Genomic DNA, 16553 nt, shown 5'->3' with positions numbered 1-16553 from the left:
ATTCGCAGGCACGACACTCCGACGAAGGAGGTTTCGCCCTTGCGACCCGTGACATTGACCGTCAACGGTGTGCGGCACGAGCTCGAGCTCGCGCCGCGTGAGCTGCTCGTCCACGTCCTGCGCGAGCGGCTCGGCCTTACGGGCACGAACGTCGGCTGCGACACCTCGTCCTGCGGCGCCTGCACGGTGCTGCTCGACGGCGAGTCCGTGAAGTCCTGCACCGTGCTCGGCGTGCAGGCCGACGGAGCGGCGATCACGACGATCGAAGGCCTCGCCCGCGGCGGCGAGTTGCATCCCGTGCAGCAGGCCTTCCACGACCATCACGCCCTCCAGTGCGGCTACTGCACCCCGGGCATGGTGATGGCGGCCGTGTCGCTGATCGAGAGCGGCGAAGCGCGGGACGAGGAGTCGATCCGCAACGGGCTCGAGGGCAACCTCTGCCGCTGCACCGGCTACCACAACATCGTCGAGGCCGTCGCCGCCGCGGCCGGAAAGGCGTGAGATGAGCGCCACCGAGACCCGCTTCGTCGGCGCGCCCGTCAAGCGCAAGGAGGACGGCCCGCTGCTGACCGGGCGCGGCACGTACGTCGACAACCTCGACCTTCCCGGCACCGTCGCGATGGTCGTCGTCCGCAGCCCCTACGCACACGCCCGCATCGGGAGCATCGACGTGTCGGCCGCGCGGGCCGCCGAGGGCGTCGTCGCCGTCTACACCGCCGCCGACCTGCGCGACGACTGGAAGGCCCCGATGCCGTGCGCGTGGCCGGTCACCGAGGACATGAAGAACCCGCCGCACTATCCGCTCGCCGACAGCGTCGTCAACTACCAGGGCGACGGCGTCGCGGTCGTCGTCGCCGACACCCGCTCGCACGCGATCGACGCAGCCGAGCTCGTCGAGGTCGACTACGAGCCGCTGCCCGCCGTCGTCGACGTCGAGCAGGCGGCGCGGGACGGGGCACCGCTCGTGCACGAGGATCTCGGCACGAACGTCTCGTACGTGTGGAAGCTCGAGACGGACGCGTTCGACGCGGCCGTGTCGTCGGCCGACGTCGTCGTCACGCGGCGCTACTACCAGCCGCCCCTGATCCCGAACGCGATGGAGACCCGCGGCGTCGTCGCGCGCCCCGAGCCCGGCGGCGACGTGACGCTGTGGTCGGCCACGCAGATCCCGCACATCCTGCGGGTGCTCGTCGCGGCCACGCTCGGCATGCCCGAGACGAAGCTGCGCGTGGTCGCACCGGACGTCGGCGGCGGCTTCGGCTCCAAGCTCGACGTGTACGCCGAGGAGCTGCTCGCGGTCGCGCTCGCGCGCCGCCTCGGGTCGCCGGTGAAGTGGATCGAGGAGCGGTCGGAGAACGCGGTCGCCACGATCCATGGCCGCGACTTCGTCACGACGCTCGAGCTCGCCGCGACGAAGGACGGCAAGATCACCGCCATCCGCGCGAACGTGCACGCGTCGATGGGGGCGTACCTGCAGCTCGTCACCCCGGGTGTCCCGCTGCTCGGCGCGTGGATCTACGCGGGCCCGTACGCGATCCCGAACTACAGCGTCACGTTCACCGGCGTGTTCACGAACACGACCCCGACCGACGCCTACCGCGGCGCCGGCAGGCCGGAGGCCACCTACGTGCTCGAGCGCACGATGGACGCGCTCGCGCGCGAGCTGGGCATCGACCGCCTGGAGCTGCGACGCAGGAACTTCATCGCCGAGTTCCCGGCGCAGATCGCCTCGGGACTGACGATCGACAGCGGCGACTACCACGCGTCGCTCGACCGGCTGCTCGAGGTGCTCGACCTCGACGCGATCCAGGCCGACCAGGCGGCGCGGCGCGAGCGCGGCGACGCGAAGCAGATCGGCGTCGGCTTCTCGACCTACAACGAGATGTGCGGCCTTGCGCCCTCGCGCATCCTGGGGGCGGTCCGCTACGCCGCGGGCGGCTGGGAGACGGCGACCGTCCGCTGCCTCCCGACGGGCACGTTCCAGGTCGTCACCGGCACGTCGCCGCACGGCCAGGGCCATGAGACGGCGTGGTCGCAGATCGTGGCCGACCAGCTCGGCTGCGACCCGTCCGAGGTCGAGGTGCTGCATGGCGACACGAGCATCTCGCACGCCGGCCTCGACACGTACGGCAGCCGCAGCCTGCCGGTGGGGGGCGCGGCACTGTTCCGCGCGGGCGAGAAGATCGTCGAGAAGGCACGGGACATCGTCGCCCACCAGCTCGAGGTCTCGGCCGACGACCTGGAGTACGACGCGGGCACCTTCACGGTGAAGGGCTCGCCCGACAAGTCGATGACGATCAAGGGCGCGGCCTGGGCGGCGTTCGCCGCCCACAACCTGCCGGACGGCATGGAGCCCGGGCTCGAGGCGACGGCGACCTACGACCCGAAGAACTTCTCCTGGCCCGGCGGCGCCCACGCCGCCGTCGTCGAGGTCGACACCGAGACCGGCGAGGCCCGGCTCGTGCGCTACGTCGCCGTCGACGACGTCGGCACCGTCGTCAACCCGCTGATCGTCGACGGGCAGGTGCACGGCGGCATCACGCAGGGCATCGCCACCGCCCTCTACGAGGAGGCGATCTACGACGAGGACGGCAACCTGGCGAACGGCAACCTGGCGACCTACCTGCTGCCGTCCGCGGCCGAGCTGCCCTCGTACGAGCTCGAGCGCACGGAGAGCAAGGCGACAGACCACCCGTTCGGGGCGAAGGGCGTGGGGGAGACGGGCACGATCGCGGCCGCGCCGGCCGTGATCAACGCGGTGCTCGACGCGCTCTCCCACCTCGGCGTGACCGACATCCAGATGCCCGCGACCCCCGAGCGGGTCTGGCGCGCGATCGAGGAGGCACGGCAGTGATACCGGCATCGTTCGACTACGAGGTGGCGGAGAGCGTCGAGCACGCGCTGCGGCTGCTCGGCTCCGACGCGGAGGCGAAGCTGATCGCCGGCGGGCACTCGCTCGTGCCGGCGCTGAAGCTCCGCATCGCACGGCCGTCGCAGCTCGTCGACATCGGCAGGCTGTCCGGCCTCTCCTACGTGCGGGACGCGGGGACGCAGCTCGCGATCGGCGCGCTCACGCGGCACAAGGCGGTGCGGGACGATCCGCTGCTGCAAGAGCACTGCCCGATCGTCTCGACCACGGCCGGCATGATCGGCGACCCCCAGGTGCGCCACCGTGGCACGATAGGCGGCTCGCTCGCACACGGCGACCCGGCGTCCGACCTGCCCGCCGTGATGCTCGCGCTGGGAGCCGAGATGGTCGTCCGCGGGCCGGACGGCGAGCGCACGGTGCCGGCGTCCGCGTTCTTCGCCGGCGTGTTCGAGACGGCGGCGTCGGCACCGGGGCACATGCTCGTCGAGGTTCGCGTGCCGAAGCTCGGCGACGCGACCGGCTGGTCGTACCTGAAGCTCCGGCGGCGCGCGCAGGACTGGGCGACGGTGGGCGTGGCGGCTCTCGTGTACCGCAACGGCGGCGACGTCGTGGGCGCGTCGGTGGCGCTCACGAACATGGGCGGGACGCCCGTTCGCGCGCAGGCGGTCGAGGACGCGCTCGCTGCGGGGGCGTCGCCGGCCGAGGCGGCGGCGCATGCCGCCGAGGGCACGGCACCGTCGAGCGACACGGCGGCGAGCGCGGAGTTCCGCGGGCACCTGGCGCGGGTGCTGACGCGGCGGGCGCTCGACGAGGCGCTCTCGCGCTGAGGGAGACGGCGAGGGTCGGGCGCGCGCCGCGGCGCCCGGCCCTTCAGCCCTGCGCCGTGAGGGCGGCGGCGAGCACCTCGTCCGGCGTCGTGCCCTCGCGGCAGATGAGCCGGTGCCGCAGGACATGCGGGGCGACCGCGCGCACGTCGTCGCGCTCGACGTGGTCGCGACCGTCGAGCCGCGCGCGCGCCTTCGCCGCGCTGAGGAGGTGGATCGCGGCGCGGGAGCTCGCGCCGAGCTCGACGCCCGGGTGCGCGCGCGTGTTGCGCACGAGGGTGACGACGGCGCGGGCGACCGTCTCGGGCACGACGGTCGCGTCGAGCTCGCGGCGCGCCCTGTCGAGGCTGACGACGCCGAGCAGCGGCTGCAGCTCGCCGAGCATGTCCGGCGTCACGCCCGTGTGCGGCAGCCGCAGCATCTCGAGCTCGCTCTCGGGATCGCAGTAGTCGAGGTCGATCTTGAACAGGAAGCGGTCGAGCTGGGACTCGGGCAGGGGGAAGATCCCCTCGTGCTCGAACGGATTCTGCGTCGCGATGACGAGGAAGGGGTCGGGCAGCCGGTGGCTGTGCCCTTCCACGGTGACCGTCTTCTCCTGCATCGCCTCGAGCAGCGCGGCCTGGGTGCGCGGCGGCGTGCGGTTGATCTCGTCGGCGAGCAGGATGTTCGCGAACACGGCGCCGGGCATGAACCTCCGCTCGCCCATCTTCGTGACGTAGAAGCCGGTGATCTCGTCCGGCGCCGTGTCCGGCGTGAACTGGATGCGCTTGAACGACGAGCCGAGCACGTACGCGACGGCGCGTCCGAGGAGGGTCTTGGCGCTGCCGGGCGGGCCCTCGATGAGCACGTGGCCGCGGGCGAGCGCCGCGACGAGAAGCAGCTCGACGGCGTCGCCCTGCCCGACGACGACCTTGCCGATCTCTTCGCGCACGCGGTCACGCAGGGTGATCAGGTTCTCGTACGGTGCGGCCGTGACGTGCGCCATGCGTCCCTCCCACGAAGTCGCTCCCGCTTCCACGATACTTCCACGTCGAGCGCTTGTCTCGCCCGGGGCGCGCGGCCGCTACGATGCGGGGGAACATGACATACGGGGGCGACCTGGTTTCGACGTGGTCGGTTCTCCGGCAGAGCTGCGAGTCGAGGTCCCCGGTCGGCCTCGTTAATCCACCGGGAACAAACGCAAGTGCGAAGAACGATCTCGCACTCGCCGCCTAGTCACTGACTAGGTAAGGCGACGTCCCGCCTGGCTGGGCCCGAGGCCAGGGCCGGGGCGCCAACGATCGGGCTCGGCGCGGCGGGAGTGCCAATCGCCCAAGGCGCGACGGCAAAGGATGGCTGGCCCGTCGGTAGGGAGTCCGCCACCGGCCGCCGGGCGAGATGCAAGCGCGGACTACGCTCGTAGAAGCTCTGTCCGGTGCGTCCGCGGACGCGGGTTCGATTCCCGCCGCCTCCATCATCGGCTTGAAATAGCGGTATCGGGAATGTCGCCGGAGGAACACTTACTCGGACTCCTCCTTAGCGCGCAGCGACCTGGCGAACGCGTCCATCGCGCGCTCCATATCCTCAGGCGAGTAGTTGCCATACAGCGCGATCGTGGTCGACGGGTCAGCGTGGCCGAGGAGTTGCTGCACCGTGCCCATGTCCGGGTAAGCGCGGCGGACGTCCTGCGCGAACGTGTGGCGGGCGCGGTGCATGTTCATGCCCGACGTGACTCCCGCGCCGACGAGACCTGCCTGCCTTAGCATGCGGTACCACCAGCGATGCACGGTGTTCATCGCGCACGGGTGCTTCGGGTTCGCCCAGTAGATCTGCCCTGCAGGAGTTCGCTTCTCCGGGTACAGCAGGTAGTCGTCGGGTTCGGGCCTGCGGCCGACGAAGGCGAGGTCGTCGAGTAGGTACTCCTCGGCTGCGAGCACGATCCGTCCGCGAATCGGGATCGTCCGTTCCTTCGCGCCCTTGCCGTAGACGATGAGGTTGCGCCTGGCGAGGTCGAGATCGCGCACGCGGATGCCGCCAAGCTCGCGCCGGCGGACGCCGCAGTCGAGCAGGACGAGGAGGGCGAGCCGGTCGCGCGCGGTCGTAGTTGCAGCGATGAGCCGCGCGTCGACGGAGATCGGGAGCATGCGGGCGGCCTTGCGGGGCTTCTTCGGGCGCCTCAGCTTCCGGGCGGGCGAGTCGGTGACGTGTCCTTCGTCTTCCGCCCATTCCCAGAACGATCGGATGACGGAAGTGATCTTCGCGCGTGTCGCGGCTTCGCGCATCGCCCAGAGGTCGATGACGTCGCGTAGGTCTTCGATCGTGATGTCTGTGGGCTGCTTGTCGCCGAGCGTGAGGGCCATGCGCGCGAGGACGGACTCGTAGTCGCGCACGCTTTCGTCTGACGCCCCCTTCTCGTTTCGGAACCAGCGGCAGTACCTCCCAACGAGGGCGCCGAGGGAGGTCGCGCGATAGCGCTTGTCCTTCAAGGCTGCCCTGATGATGGGTGCGAGCTGCTCGTGAGTCAACTCGACAGCGGCGGCGCTCACGCCTCGCCTCCCCCAGCGCTCGGGTAGCTACACACACTTTCCACCGACGACCACGGGTATCTCACGACCACCCCTGTGCGCCTATTGCAGACCAACAGAAAGTTGTCGTTGTCACGCCACGTCCAGTCTGGCCCCTCGTATTTGTCCCTCCCGCTCGCGGTAAAGACCTCAATCCGTTCGGTGCTCACGCCGCCTCGCCTCCCCGGCCAGGAGACAGAGCAGCGCGTGAGAACCATCTGACGGCGAGATCGTGCTGACGACGAGCCTCCTGCTCGCGTCTCGCCGCCGATTCCCACGCGATGCCATCGTCCAGGAACGCCATCGTCTCGAAGTACCAGGGCGGGGACTCCACCCGTGCAGACGACTCCCGGTAGATCGTCGAGACCCATCCGCCGGGCACCGGAGTCTTCCACGGCCGTGGATGCTCGGCCGCGCTCACGCCGCCTCGCCTCCTCTTTGAGCACACAGGGCAGCGTGATCGATCCCGAGAGCGGCAAGAAGTGCGTCCCTCTCCACCATCATCGGCCCGAACGGCGCACCGTCCTCGCCGACATACCCATACGTGTGCTGCGCGTCGAGCATCACAGCCTTTACAGCGGCCAGCGCCTCCCGCAACTCGTCCCGCTCGCGCTCCGCCTCGGCGAGACGGGCCTCGATCCGTTCCAGCGCTAGATGCGCCCACTCCACTCCACGCCGACCAAGCTCATTCGCAACCGTGTCGAAATCGCTCACGCCGCCTCGCCTCCCTTGGCCTCTCGGATCAGGGCGCACCATTTAGCGGTCGTGCGTGGCGTTCTGTGCCCGGGCGATCTCGTCTCGACCATCCCGACCACGAGCACGCGAGCGTCTCCCCAGTACTGCCTTCGCAGCCGCTCCAGCTCGCACTTGGCATCGTCGTGCGTGTAGCCATAGAGCGGCACATACCGGTCGATGATCTCGATCGTCACGCCGCCTCGCCTCCCCACCGACCGCCAAGCTCCGCCTCCGACTCCTCCCGCGCGATCAGCTCGTCCCGGCGTGCCTCCAGCTCGCGCACCCGGGCGCGCCGGCGCTCCAGGCTCGCCTGCCACTCCGCCCTGTCAGTCACGCGGCCGTCCAACTCCGCCCACTCCGACCGGCGCACCCACTCGGCCTCAGCGTCCAACTCGGACTGCACGTCCGCGATCTCACGCCGCCAGCCGGTCACCTCAGGCCCCCGATGAGCTTGATCGCCGCGCCGAAGTTGTCGCTGATGTCGACGGGCTCGCCGAGCGACTCGTGGTAGTCGTCGAGGACGGACGCCCGCTCCTCCGGCGTCGCCGCCCACAGGTACGGCTGCTCGAACGCGACGGCGGCCTTGATGCCGCGCGCCATCCGGCGCGTCTCCTCGGCCACCTCGTCCTCCTCCCACACGCGGCCGCTGCGATCGGAATCTGTCCAGTCGCCGTAGTGCGAGCAGTCGAACCCGTACACCATCGAGCCGTCCGTGTCCTCCCTCGCGTACGTGATGCCGCCGTGCACGGGCACGAACGTCAGGATGCCGTCGTACCCGTCCTCTGCGACCGGCCGGCGCGGGAAGCGCGCGTAGCCGCAAAGATGTCCCATCCTGCTGTGGCGGACGACGCTCATCGTGACGCCGTCCTCCTCCCACACTCGCAGCGCAGACCCTTCCGGGTATCCGCTCATCTCGTCCTCCTCATCGCTTGTGCGACCCCGGGCGCTTCGTGCCCTTCTGCTTCTCGGCGGGCATCGCGTCCCACTGGCGGCGGCGCAACTCCAGCCTCGTGAGCGGACGCTTGCGGCCGCCCCTCGTGCGATCGGCCATCAGAACGGTGCCTCCTCTCCGACGTCGGCGTCGCCTGCCTCCTCGGCGGGCCCGACACGGAACGTCGTGTACGCGGCCCCGGGCCGCATGAACTCGGCGAGCGTCTCGACCGGAAAACCCGCCGCCTCCGCCGCCTTGAGCGAGAACGACGGCGACCGCCGCACGTCCGTGCGGCGCACAGACCACGGGCCGATCGTGTTGTCCCCCGGCTCCGTCACCTCGAGCAGCACAGCTTCGGCGTCGCGCTTCTCCTCCTCGAGCGCCTTGATCTCCTGCTCGTGCGAGCGGATCGCACCCTTGACGGCCGCCAGCCGTGCCGCAGCGCCGAGCGCGGCCGGTTCCGAGACGACGCGGGCGGCAGGCGGCTGCCAACCGGCGAAGCACACGGACGCGAACGGGCACATGCGGCCGCGCGCCTGCGACGGCTTCGTGCAAGGCCGGTACTCGTGCCCGTGAGGCTCGAGGTCGCCGCCCGCTACACCAGCGACGATCGCCTGCCGCTCCTGCTCGACCTGCTCGCGGTCGTCGTCGGCCAGCCGCACCGTGTAGATGTCGGCCGGCTTCATGCGGTTCGGGTCGAGCATGTACAGGTGCCCCTGCTCGGCCTCCGGGTGGTAGGCGCCGTAGATGCGCAGCTGGCGGCAGCCGAACGAAAACGTGTCCGAGTTCGGGTACGGCGCGGTCGTCGACTTCACCTCGATCAGCGCGCGGTCGGGGATCAGGTAGCCGTCCGCGTGCCCCTCGCCGATCCCGTCGATCGGGATCACAACCTGACGCTCGACGTTGTCGCGGCCGTGGCGCGCTACGACCTGCCGCATCACGATCTCCTCGAACACCTGGCCGCGGAAAAACCACTCGGACGTCTCGGGCGGCAGCTCCTCCTCCCGCTCGCCGCGCCCCTGCAGGATCGCGGCCGTCACGCAGCGCGCCCACAAGGACGGGCGGATGCCGGTCAGTGTCTTCATGCCGCCGGCTCCCCAAACGGGATGCCGTCGTCGTCGTCGTCGTCCATGACGTCGCCGGTCAGCACCTCTTCCGGCTCCGACGGGTCGACATGCGGCAGGCTGTCGAGCCCGGACGGCGAAAACGAAATCTCAGCGTCGGAGGCTGAGATCACACGCTCGCCGCGCTCGTCGAGGTCGTGCAACGGCAGCTGCTTGAACAACCTGCGCCCGACCGTCTTGCGCGCCATCTCCGCCCACCACTTCACCCACGGCCCGTACTCGGAGGTGGCGGCGCGCGACACCTTGCGCACCTCCTCGATCTCCTGCCGCGACATCACCTCCACGTACTTGCGGCCGAGCTTGTCCGTCGCGACCGCGTAGGCGCCGATCGGCTCGCCGCGGTCCTCGCCCAGTGCCGGCGGCACGTGCAGGACGCGCGGCTCGAAGCCGAGCTCCCACTCGAACTTGTCGCGCTCGTAGACGACGGCCGTCTCGATCTTGATGCCGTACTCGGCCGCGATCTTGCGCAGGCCGCCGATCATCGGCAGGTACTGCACGACGTCGGTGCCCTTCGCGCGGAAGACGACGAGCGCCGCCTCCCGCCCGTCCGGTAGCAATCCGTCCTGGGCGCAGCGGATGACGGCGTTGTAGAGCGACTGCCGTGTGCCCTTCACGACGTCCGGGTTCTGCTGGATCGCCGTGAGGGTCGTGCGGACGAACCGGGCGGGCGTCACCCCGTCGGGAAGCGCCTGCACGATCTTGGCCTCGAACTCCTTGGACGCGATCGTCGTACACACCTCGGCGACGGGATCGCGACGTGCCACTGCTGTGCTCATGCTCCCTCCTTCGGTAGCCGGTCGACGCGGACGGAGTGCTGCCCGCTGTCCCACGCGAACACGTAGCCGCCGCAGCAGAATCGGCCGGGCTCGTCGGTTTTCGCGCCGACCCACTCCTGCCGCTCGACCCGCTCCATTGCCGCCCGCGCCGCCGACACGATCTCGTCCAGGTCGTCGATCGTCCGCCGCACGTCGAGGCCGAGTTGCTCGAGCACCGCAAGCATGTAGCGGGCGTTACCGATCGCCTGCAGGTGCTCGCGCTCGAGCGTCACCCTCACCGGGGCGGTCACGACGACCCCCAGTCCGGCAGGTCGACCTTCCGCGACCGCAAGGATTCCGCGACCCCATCCCTCCGGTAAGGGATGTAGAGGATGCCTTCGCCGGTCAGCCTCACCCTGGCGCGGTTGTAGCCTCGCTCCCCTAGCGACCTGGCGATCGGTGCCGGAATCACCACCTGGACCGGGCCGCCCTTCTTCCTCGGCGTCATCGCAACGTCCCACTCCTGGACGCTCACAGCCGCCTCCCTCCGGTCATCCGCCACAGCGTCCTCTCGACCAGCCGCGAAGACCGGCGGCGCTCATCCCACGACCGCCACTCCGCGACCGCGAGCGTGAACGCGAGCAGCACGAGCGCGGCGACCGCGGCGAGCGCGTCCCACCCGGTCACGACTCCGCCTTCCCGGCAGCGACCAGGCGGGCGTACGTGGCCGTGATCTCGTCCCGATCGTGCGTCGAGTAGAGATTCACGCCGACCGGCCCGAACGACTTGCGGCCGTAGAGCCAGTGCTCGCCGTCGTAGTGTATGAGATGTACCTCGTCGAGGTCGACCTGCTCGAACACGCCGGGCGGCAGATGATGGACGTTGACGACCGTGTACCGCTTGCCGCCGAGACCCTCGGCGAACCGTGCCGCCGCCGCGTACCAGAGGAACGGGTCGCCGACGGTCAGCTCGGCAGCCTCCTGCCCCGTGTGTGTGTCGGCGCTCACGACTGCACCTGCCGCTCGCGCGCCAGCGAGATCTCGAGCGCCACGGCGTCACCGCTGAGCGTCCGCCGCCAGTGGTAGTGCCGGGTAGCACTCATCCGTCCGTCGTCCCGCACGACAGGTGCGAGCGACCACTCGACGAGCCCGCGGTCCACGAGTGCGCGAAACGTCGTGCTGCTGACCGCGTAAGCCACGGCCAGCCTGAACCCGTGCTCGTATCCGGGCACCCGGAGCAGCAGATCCTCCATCGCCCTCGACAGCGGCCTCACCCGCTGCTTCGTGTCAGAGCCCATTGGTAGGCTCCTTTCCGGGGGTGCTCGCGCGAACCTGGGCAGGCTTGCGAGCACCCCCTGTCGAATGCCCAGAAGCCCCGGCCCACGAGCAGCCGTGGCAGTAGTGGCCCGACGCAGGCGCGCCGCACAGACAGCAGCGGCCCGCGAACACCGGCGAGCGAGGCGCGCCCGCGAGCATGTCGCGCAGCACCTCAACCTGCTGGGCCGCGACGGCGTGCTCAACCTCGAGCGCCTTCACGACACGCCGCGGGATCAGGAGCATCGGCTCGTTCACGCCGCCGCCTCCCCCCGGTCAGGAAGCACGGGGAGCCGACCGCGGATCGAGTCGACGAGGGCGGCGAGGTCGTTCAGCTCGCGAATCAACGCGGCCTCCTCCTCGTCATCGTCCTGCTCGATAGGCCGCGTGTCGGCCCCCATCTCCCGAAGAGCCGCGACGATCTCGGCCCTCACTGTCGGCCCTGGCGTCCTCTCTCCCGTCACGTACCGCCGGAGCAGCCTGCGCATCGGCTCCGGGTTCGAGGGTCGCAGTTGGCCGGCAAGCCTGCGGCCGCTGGCCCCAGGCGTCGTGGCGATCACGGACTTCAGCCGCTCGCCGTAACTCGCGTTGCCTACCTTCATGTGGCCAGCATAGGCCACATGGGGCCACTATGTCAAGGCCACCTGTGGCCCAACTTGTCCACCTGGCACTCGCGGCCACATGGGGCCATCATCCGAGCATGAGACAGCGCACACCAGCAAGGCCACTGAATGCATTCGGCCAAGCCCTCGAAGCCGCGCTCGAGCAGAACGAGCAGGACGGGCGCGAGCCAAGCTCACTGCGGGCGCTCGCGCGGAAACTCGCGCCAGGGACCAACGGCGAGACGAAACGCCGTACGCTCCGCCGGTACATGATCGGCGAGAGAATGCCTAGCTACGCCGTAGTCACGGAGATCGAGAGGGCGGTTGGTCTGTCGGAGGGCGCTCTCGCAATCTCTGAGCAGGAGCGTCTCCGACTACGAGAGTCAAGACTGGCCGAAGAGAACCGGAGGCTGCGGGCGTTGCTGAACGGCGCGAGCGACGAGGCTCAGAATGCGTGAGAGCCCTGTCAACCTCGGCGAGGAAGACGTCGATCGCTTGCAGCACGAAATCCAGCGCCGCCCTATCGCGGGCATTCTTCACCATGATCACCTGTCCATGCCCCTTCGCGTGGTTTGACGGCGTGTGGATCTGACCATGTCATGCAGCGCGGTGTCTAGTGGCCGCGACGCCGACAGCGATCACGTAGTAAAGGAGAGATTCGGATGACCGACGGATCCTGGCCGTACGTCACGCAGCCCGACCCTGCGCAACCCCCAGTGGTCGTCACGGACACAACCGCGAGCATCGAGGACGCCGTTCGAGCAAAGCCTGCTCGTCCGTCGGGAGGCATCCCCAAGTGGGAGGCGGACGCCCGAGAGCGCGTCAGGGCAGGTGTGCGTAAGTTCTCGAAGCCGCTCGGGGACCTCGTCGCACGCGACGCGAACGAAGGCGACACCAGGCTCCTGATCACCGACTTCCTGTGCGAAGCCCTCGGCTTCGACAAATACGCTGATCTCACAACCGAGTACGCGGTGAAGGGCGAGTTCGCCGACTATGGAATCCGGATCGACAAGGATCTCGTCGCGTTCCTCGAGGTCAAGCGCGTCACGACGAAGCTGACGACGAAGCACCTTCGCCAGGTCGAGATGTACGCGGTCAACGAAGGCGTCGAATGGGTGATCCTCACGAACGGTGTCGAATGGCGCGCGTATCACCTCAGCGGCGGACTACCGGTCGAGATCGACCTGGCGCTCGAGGTGAACCTGCTCGGCCCCGAGACGCCAGCGCAGAAGGCGAACCTCCTCTTTTACCTGTCGAGAGAGTCGATGAAGCGCCGCCAGATCGACGACCTGTGGAGAGCTCGTCGTGCGACGTCGCCGAAGTCGATCGCGGCCGTGTTGCTCTCTGACCCGGTGCTGGACGCCGTCCGCAAGCAACTCAGGAAGACGACGGGGCAGAACGCGGCGGCGTCCGACCTTCGCGGGATCATCCGCGACTCGGTTATACGGACGGAATGCATGTGACTTCGGCAGCCTGTTCACTCATCGATCGGAGGGAAGCGTGAAGGTGGTCGGATCATGGGTGCACGCTGCAGTCCCTCTCGCAGCCGCGGCCGTCGCTCTCGCCGGTTGCGGCGGCAGCTCGTCGATGAGCTCGAGCGACGTCGAGCAAACGTTCCGCTCGGGCTTCAACGCGCAGGCCAAGGACGGCTACAGCGCCACCGCCGTCGACTGTGTGCGGAAGCAGGGCAACGAGTACACGTGCCTCGCGACGATCGTTGACACGAACGCCGAGCACGCTCAGGCATCGTTCTCGGTCACCTGCGAGGGAGAGCGCTGCATCTGGCAGGCGGACAAGGTGAGTCCCTGAGCGTCGGCGGGAGCGCTTCTGACGCGGTCGAGCGTGCGTTGAGGCGCGAGGCCGGCGACGCCGTGGCGGACGCGGCGAAGCTGGTTATAACGCCGTCCGGTGGCCGTCGGTGGGACGACATGGACGTGATGTGGCGCGTGGCCGCCCAAGGGTGCTGCGAGGTGTGCGACCGCCACCACGGCCTGGTGCTGACGCTCGCCGAGCTCGAGGAGCAGGTGATGCCTCTCGGCGGGCCCGTGCACGGGTGCGAGCGCGGCGGCGGCTGCGGGTGCCGAGCGATGCCGGCATCACGAGCGTGAGAGATAGCGAGGAAGCGGAGAACATCGTCGTGGACGACCTAGGCGTATTTGGTGCTGCCGGCTCTGCCGTGAGATTGGTCGGAAGAGTCGTCGCGTTCGCGCTCGTACTCTCCGTGCCCAGTCGCTGATCCGCCGCGCCGCCGCCCGCAGCTAGAGCACGATCTCGGCGATCAGCTGAGGGTCGCATCCGTTGGCATGCAGGCGGCGCAGTAGCCCGGTGTCGGCGCTCGACGAGGCGAACAGCTCGGCGTCGAACGGGTCGAGTCCAGCGTCGCGGGCTGCCCGGTAGCGGAGCCGCCACACGTCGAGTGCTTCGCCGACCAGGTGGTCGGCGGCGGCGAGCTCGGCGTGTTCGAGCTCGCGCGCCACCGGACAGTGCTACTCGACGAAGGACGCCGAGTCGGGGTTGCCGCGCAGGGAAGACAGGATGCTCGTGAGTGCTGACAGGGTGCCGGCGAACGCGCCGGCGGCGGCGGCGCCGGGAACGTCGCTCCAGGATGCTCCGTCGACGGTGAGGAGGACGAGGGCGCCGGTGATGGTGGTCTGTACGAACGTTTTCAGTGCGCGTTCGGCGAGGTCGCGGAGGAACCGTCTGGACATCATGGTTGGTCTCCTACTGGGGGATGAGCTCGAATACGGTGAAGGCGAATGCGATCGCTGAGAGGGACACGGCGAGCGCGACGGTGTAGAGGGCGCGTCGCAGTCCTTTGACGTCGAGGGCGAGGTCGTGTACGTCGCCTGAGAGGTTGGCTACGCGTTCGATGAGGACGGCGGGTTGCATGGCTTCGAGGTCGTCGACTCGTCGTTCGAGGGTGCCGACCCGGTAGAGGATGGTGCTGGCCGGCTCATCGGTCATTGACGCCGTCCGCTGACGTGGACGTGGCCTTCGTGGCCGCCCTGCGTGTAGTGGTGCTCGCCGAGCTCGCGGCTCCAGATCTTGTTGCCGACGATGACATAGTTGACCTCGAGCCGGCCGACCATCTCGCGGAAGAACCGGCGGGCGACGGGGTGCTGGTATCCGGTGGCCGGGGTGAAGCCGAGGTCGAATGCGTAGGCGGGCAGGAAGGCGTGGTCGGACTTGCCGCCGCCGGGCAGCCGCGAGTCCGGGTTGTAGGTGCCGAGGTCGGTGAGTCCCATCCTGCGGCCGATCGAGTACGCCTCCCACAGGCTTTCGTGCAGCGAGCCGAAGCCCTGGCGCGGCTCGATCAGCGGCGGCCTGGCGGGAGGCTTCGGCGTGACGGCCGCGGCGTACTCGGCGAGCAGCCGGTCGGCCTTGGCGTCGAACGCTCCGGCGGCGCGCAGTCGCGCCTCGAGCCTGGGGCCGATGACTCCCGACTGCGGTGTTCCGGCCTTCGCGTGCGCCCGGTTGACGAGGCGGCGGAACAGCGGCCCGTAGGTGCGGCGGACGACCGGTGCGGACGCGACCAGCTGCCGCCACGAGCGGCCGTCTCCCAGGTAGCGGATGACCGCGCGCTTGAGCGCCTCGACGTCCTTGCCGCGCATGCCGAGGCGGAGGGTGCGGGTCAGGGATGCCACGGCCTACTATCGGCCGCAACCCGGCAAGATCAACTCACCCTCACCGGCATCACGAACAGGTAGCCACTGTCGAACGTCGACGAGGTGGCGTCGCCGCCGCGGCCCGCGATCTTGATAGCCGACGCCGCCGCGATGCTCGCCGTCCGCGCCTCACCCGACCCGAAGCTGTCGGCGCGGTTGCCCATTGTCTGCGTCTTCACGGTCGTCCCGGCGGCGATCAAATCCAGGTACTTCGCCCCCGACCCAGTGTTCGTCGCGTTGGCGCCGAACCGGCAGTCGTACACGCCCTGCCGCGGCACGGTGATGCTGCCGCCCGTGTAGTCGGTCGCCGTCGTCGACGCAACCGTCAGCGTCGCGCCGGAGACCTTCGCAGGCACGCCGCCCAAGCACTCCCACTTGTCCGCCGCCGACGAGCCAGCGTTGTAGCGGAACCGCCACTGGTAGGTGGGTGCTGTGAGCGAATCCACGAGCACCGCGACATCGCCGTCGGCGGGAGACGCCGGCAGCGTCGTACCATAGGATTCGCGCAGCGCCAACAGCTGGTCGCGGAGATGCGTGTTCAGCAGCGCCGCCGTCAGCACCTCGCCCGCAATCCACGTCCTGGGGACGCTCCAAGCCACTAGATGACCGCCCGGACCGTCATAATGTCCCCATGTCTAAGCGACTTACATCCGGAGAGCGTCAAGCCCGGTACTACGCGCGACGGATGGCGGAGATTGAGGCGATGCCGAAGATCCCGTGCGAATGCGGCTGTGGGACGCTGATCGCGCCGGTGTCGAAGCAGCTGAAGCCAGCACGGTTCGCTCACGGCCACAACGGCGGCGGCCAAGAGACCCGTTTCAAGCCTGGACACGAAACGTGGAATCGTGGCGAACCCGGTAAGGCGCGAGAGGAACATCATCGCTGGGGAGGCGGTGAGTGGACCGTGAAAGGTGGCTACGTTCGGCGAACGATCACACCGGAACAGGCCGCGATGTGGCCGACGGCGCTCCGGCATGGCGGCACCTTCTCGATCCCCCGATCCCACGCCGTGTGGAACGAGACACATCCGAATGATGTCGTGCAGCCGGGTGAGCACGTTCATCACGAGAACGGCATCCGGGACGACGACCGGGCCGAGAACCTTCGGCGCATGGACGCGGCCGAGCACGAGGGGATGCACGGCCGCGCCGCGCGGAGATCGCGTGACGCTGCGGGAAGGTTCGCGGCGTAG

At 69.3% G+C, this 16553-nt stretch carries 28 protein-coding genes and 1 other RNA gene; 9 read left to right on the top strand and 20 right to left on the bottom strand.

Annotated features, from left to right (window positions below; all coding sequences use genetic code 11):
• Positions 1-39 precede the first annotated feature (39 nt).
• The 3 genes from Gocc_RS14720 to Gocc_RS14710 are packed head-to-tail and all read left to right on the top strand — an operon-like array spanning position 40 to position 3696.
• Positions 40-501: a (2Fe-2S)-binding protein gene (locus Gocc_RS14720; protein ID WP_114797383.1), complete on the top strand. Its 462-nt coding sequence runs from the start codon at positions 40-42 to the stop codon at positions 499-501.
• A 1-nt stretch (position 502) separates the two neighbouring features.
• Complete coding sequence (locus Gocc_RS14715; protein ID WP_114797336.1) at positions 503-2854, top strand: xanthine dehydrogenase family protein molybdopterin-binding subunit; 2352 nt, start codon at positions 503-505, stop codon at positions 2852-2854.
• On the top strand, positions 2851-3696 hold the full coding sequence (locus Gocc_RS14710; RefSeq protein ID WP_114797335.1) for an FAD binding domain-containing protein: 846 nt from the start codon (positions 2851-2853) through the stop codon (positions 3694-3696). Before Gocc_RS14715 ends, Gocc_RS14710 begins: the two co-directional genes overlap by 4 nt.
• Positions 3697-3739: 43 nt before the next feature.
• Here the strand turns inward: Gocc_RS14710 and Gocc_RS14705 are convergent, their stop codons facing one another.
• A complete protein-coding gene (locus Gocc_RS14705) occupies positions 3740-4678 on the bottom strand; it encodes an AAA family ATPase (RefSeq protein ID WP_114797334.1) in 939 nt (312 codons plus the stop codon).
• A 104-nt stretch (positions 4679-4782) separates the two neighbouring features.
• On the opposite strand from Gocc_RS14705, the gene ssrA reads away from it, so the two are divergent.
• Positions 4783-5149, top strand: a transfer-messenger RNA (tmRNA) gene (gene ssrA / locus Gocc_RS14700).
• A 43-nt stretch (positions 5150-5192) separates the two neighbouring features.
• Here the strand turns inward: ssrA and Gocc_RS14695 are convergent.
• The 14 genes from Gocc_RS14695 to Gocc_RS14640 form a co-directional block, all read right to left on the bottom strand.
• Entirely contained in the window at positions 5193-6218 is a 1026-nt protein-coding gene (locus Gocc_RS14695; protein ID WP_114797333.1) for a tyrosine-type recombinase/integrase, read from the bottom strand.
• 435 nt (positions 6219-6653) lie between these two features.
• Positions 6654-6950, bottom strand: coding sequence for a hypothetical protein (locus Gocc_RS14690; RefSeq protein ID WP_114797332.1), 297 nt, complete (start codon positions 6948-6950; stop codon positions 6654-6656).
• Positions 6947-7165: a hypothetical protein gene (locus tag Gocc_RS14685; protein WP_114797331.1), complete on the bottom strand. Its 219-nt coding sequence runs from the start codon at positions 7163-7165 to the stop codon at positions 6947-6949. The genes Gocc_RS14690 and Gocc_RS14685 overlap by 4 nt, the downstream gene beginning before the upstream one ends.
• On the bottom strand, positions 7162-7404 hold the full coding sequence (locus Gocc_RS17005) for a hypothetical protein (RefSeq protein ID WP_114797330.1): 243 nt from the start codon (positions 7402-7404) through the stop codon (positions 7162-7164). Before Gocc_RS17005 ends, Gocc_RS14685 begins: the two co-directional genes overlap by 4 nt.
• Positions 7401-7883: a hypothetical protein gene (locus tag Gocc_RS14675; protein WP_147281344.1), complete on the bottom strand. Its 483-nt coding sequence runs from the start codon at positions 7881-7883 to the stop codon at positions 7401-7403. The genes Gocc_RS17005 and Gocc_RS14675 overlap by 4 nt, the downstream gene beginning before the upstream one ends.
• A gap of 10 nt (positions 7884-7893) precedes the next feature.
• Complete coding sequence (locus tag Gocc_RS17000) at positions 7894-8022, bottom strand: hypothetical protein (RefSeq protein ID WP_281268466.1); 129 nt, start codon at positions 8020-8022, stop codon at positions 7894-7896.
• Entirely contained in the window at positions 8022-8987 is a 966-nt protein-coding gene (locus tag Gocc_RS14670; protein ID WP_147281343.1) for a hypothetical protein, read from the bottom strand. The genes Gocc_RS17000 and Gocc_RS14670 overlap by 1 nt, the downstream gene beginning before the upstream one ends.
• The gene (locus Gocc_RS14665; protein WP_114797327.1) at positions 8984-9802 is read right to left on the bottom strand and encodes a recombinase RecT; all 819 of its coding nucleotides are present in this window, start codon (positions 9800-9802) and stop codon (positions 8984-8986) included. Before Gocc_RS14665 ends, Gocc_RS14670 begins: the two co-directional genes overlap by 4 nt.
• On the bottom strand, positions 9799-10092 hold the full coding sequence (locus Gocc_RS14660; RefSeq protein WP_114797326.1) for a hypothetical protein: 294 nt from the start codon (positions 10090-10092) through the stop codon (positions 9799-9801). Before Gocc_RS14660 ends, Gocc_RS14665 begins: the two co-directional genes overlap by 4 nt.
• Positions 10089-10316 carry a hypothetical protein gene (locus Gocc_RS14655; protein WP_114797325.1) on the bottom strand — a complete coding sequence of 76 codons (228 nt, stop codon included), beginning with the start codon at positions 10314-10316 and terminating at the stop codon, positions 10089-10091. Before Gocc_RS14655 ends, Gocc_RS14660 begins: the two co-directional genes overlap by 4 nt.
• Positions 10313-10468: a hypothetical protein gene (locus Gocc_RS16420; protein ID WP_181813725.1), complete on the bottom strand. Its 156-nt coding sequence runs from the start codon at positions 10466-10468 to the stop codon at positions 10313-10315. Before Gocc_RS16420 ends, Gocc_RS14655 begins: the two co-directional genes overlap by 4 nt.
• Entirely contained in the window at positions 10465-10788 is a 324-nt protein-coding gene (locus tag Gocc_RS14650) for a hypothetical protein (RefSeq protein WP_114797324.1), read from the bottom strand. Before Gocc_RS14650 ends, Gocc_RS16420 begins: the two co-directional genes overlap by 4 nt.
• On the bottom strand, positions 10785-11078 hold the full coding sequence (locus Gocc_RS14645; RefSeq protein WP_114797323.1) for a hypothetical protein: 294 nt from the start codon (positions 11076-11078) through the stop codon (positions 10785-10787). The genes Gocc_RS14650 and Gocc_RS14645 overlap by 4 nt, the downstream gene beginning before the upstream one ends.
• Before the next feature lie 270 nt (positions 11079-11348).
• Positions 11349-11696, bottom strand: a complete 348-nt coding sequence (locus tag Gocc_RS14640; RefSeq protein WP_114797322.1) for a hypothetical protein — start codon at positions 11694-11696, stop codon at positions 11349-11351.
• 98 nt (positions 11697-11794) lie between these two features.
• Here Gocc_RS14640 and Gocc_RS15845 point away from each other — a divergent pair, with 98 nt between their 5' ends.
• From Gocc_RS15845 to Gocc_RS14620, 4 genes are all read left to right on the top strand, one after another.
• Positions 11795-12154 (top strand): hypothetical protein, encoded by a 360-nt coding sequence (locus Gocc_RS15845; RefSeq protein WP_147281342.1) that lies wholly within the window; start codon positions 11795-11797, stop codon positions 12152-12154.
• A 204-nt stretch (positions 12155-12358) separates the two neighbouring features.
• The gene (locus tag Gocc_RS14630) at positions 12359-13159 is read left to right on the top strand and encodes a type I restriction enzyme HsdR N-terminal domain-containing protein (RefSeq protein WP_114797320.1); all 801 of its coding nucleotides are present in this window, start codon (positions 12359-12361) and stop codon (positions 13157-13159) included.
• A 37-nt stretch (positions 13160-13196) separates the two neighbouring features.
• Complete coding sequence (locus Gocc_RS14625) at positions 13197-13505, top strand: hypothetical protein (protein ID WP_147281341.1); 309 nt, start codon at positions 13197-13199, stop codon at positions 13503-13505.
• 38 nt (positions 13506-13543) lie between these two features.
• Positions 13544-13804, top strand: a complete 261-nt coding sequence (locus Gocc_RS14620) for a hypothetical protein (RefSeq protein ID WP_114797318.1) — start codon at positions 13544-13546, stop codon at positions 13802-13804.
• A gap of 150 nt (positions 13805-13954) precedes the next feature.
• Here the strand turns inward: Gocc_RS14620 and Gocc_RS14615 are convergent, their stop codons facing one another.
• From Gocc_RS14615 to Gocc_RS14595, 5 genes are read right to left on the bottom strand one after another with little or no spacing between them, the layout of a single operon-like run.
• Complete coding sequence (locus tag Gocc_RS14615; RefSeq protein WP_114797317.1) at positions 13955-14173, bottom strand: hypothetical protein; 219 nt, start codon at positions 14171-14173, stop codon at positions 13955-13957.
• A 9-nt stretch (positions 14174-14182) separates the two neighbouring features.
• Positions 14183-14407 carry a holin gene (locus tag Gocc_RS14610; RefSeq protein WP_114797316.1) on the bottom strand — a complete coding sequence of 75 codons (225 nt, stop codon included), beginning with the start codon at positions 14405-14407 and terminating at the stop codon, positions 14183-14185.
• Between the two features lie 10 nt (positions 14408-14417).
• Positions 14418-14660 (bottom strand): hypothetical protein, encoded by a 243-nt coding sequence (locus Gocc_RS14605; protein ID WP_114797315.1) that lies wholly within the window; start codon positions 14658-14660, stop codon positions 14418-14420.
• Complete coding sequence (locus tag Gocc_RS14600; RefSeq protein ID WP_114797314.1) at positions 14657-15340, bottom strand: hypothetical protein; 684 nt, start codon at positions 15338-15340, stop codon at positions 14657-14659. Before Gocc_RS14600 ends, Gocc_RS14605 begins: the two co-directional genes overlap by 4 nt.
• A gap of 29 nt (positions 15341-15369) precedes the next feature.
• Positions 15370-15921, bottom strand: coding sequence for a hypothetical protein (locus Gocc_RS14595; RefSeq protein WP_114797313.1), 552 nt, complete (start codon positions 15919-15921; stop codon positions 15370-15372).
• A gap of 125 nt (positions 15922-16046) precedes the next feature.
• On the opposite strand from Gocc_RS14595, the gene Gocc_RS15840 reads away from it, so the two are divergent.
• Positions 16047-16553: a hypothetical protein gene (locus Gocc_RS15840; RefSeq protein ID WP_147281340.1), complete on the top strand. Its 507-nt coding sequence runs from the start codon at positions 16047-16049 to the stop codon at positions 16551-16553.

This window comes from Gaiella occulta (genome assembly GCF_003351045.1).
Taxonomy (GTDB): domain Bacteria; phylum Actinomycetota; class Thermoleophilia; order Gaiellales; family Gaiellaceae; genus Gaiella; species Gaiella occulta.
The sequence above is the reverse complement of the archived record's forward strand: the minus strand, read 5'-3'. Positions and strand labels throughout refer to the sequence as shown.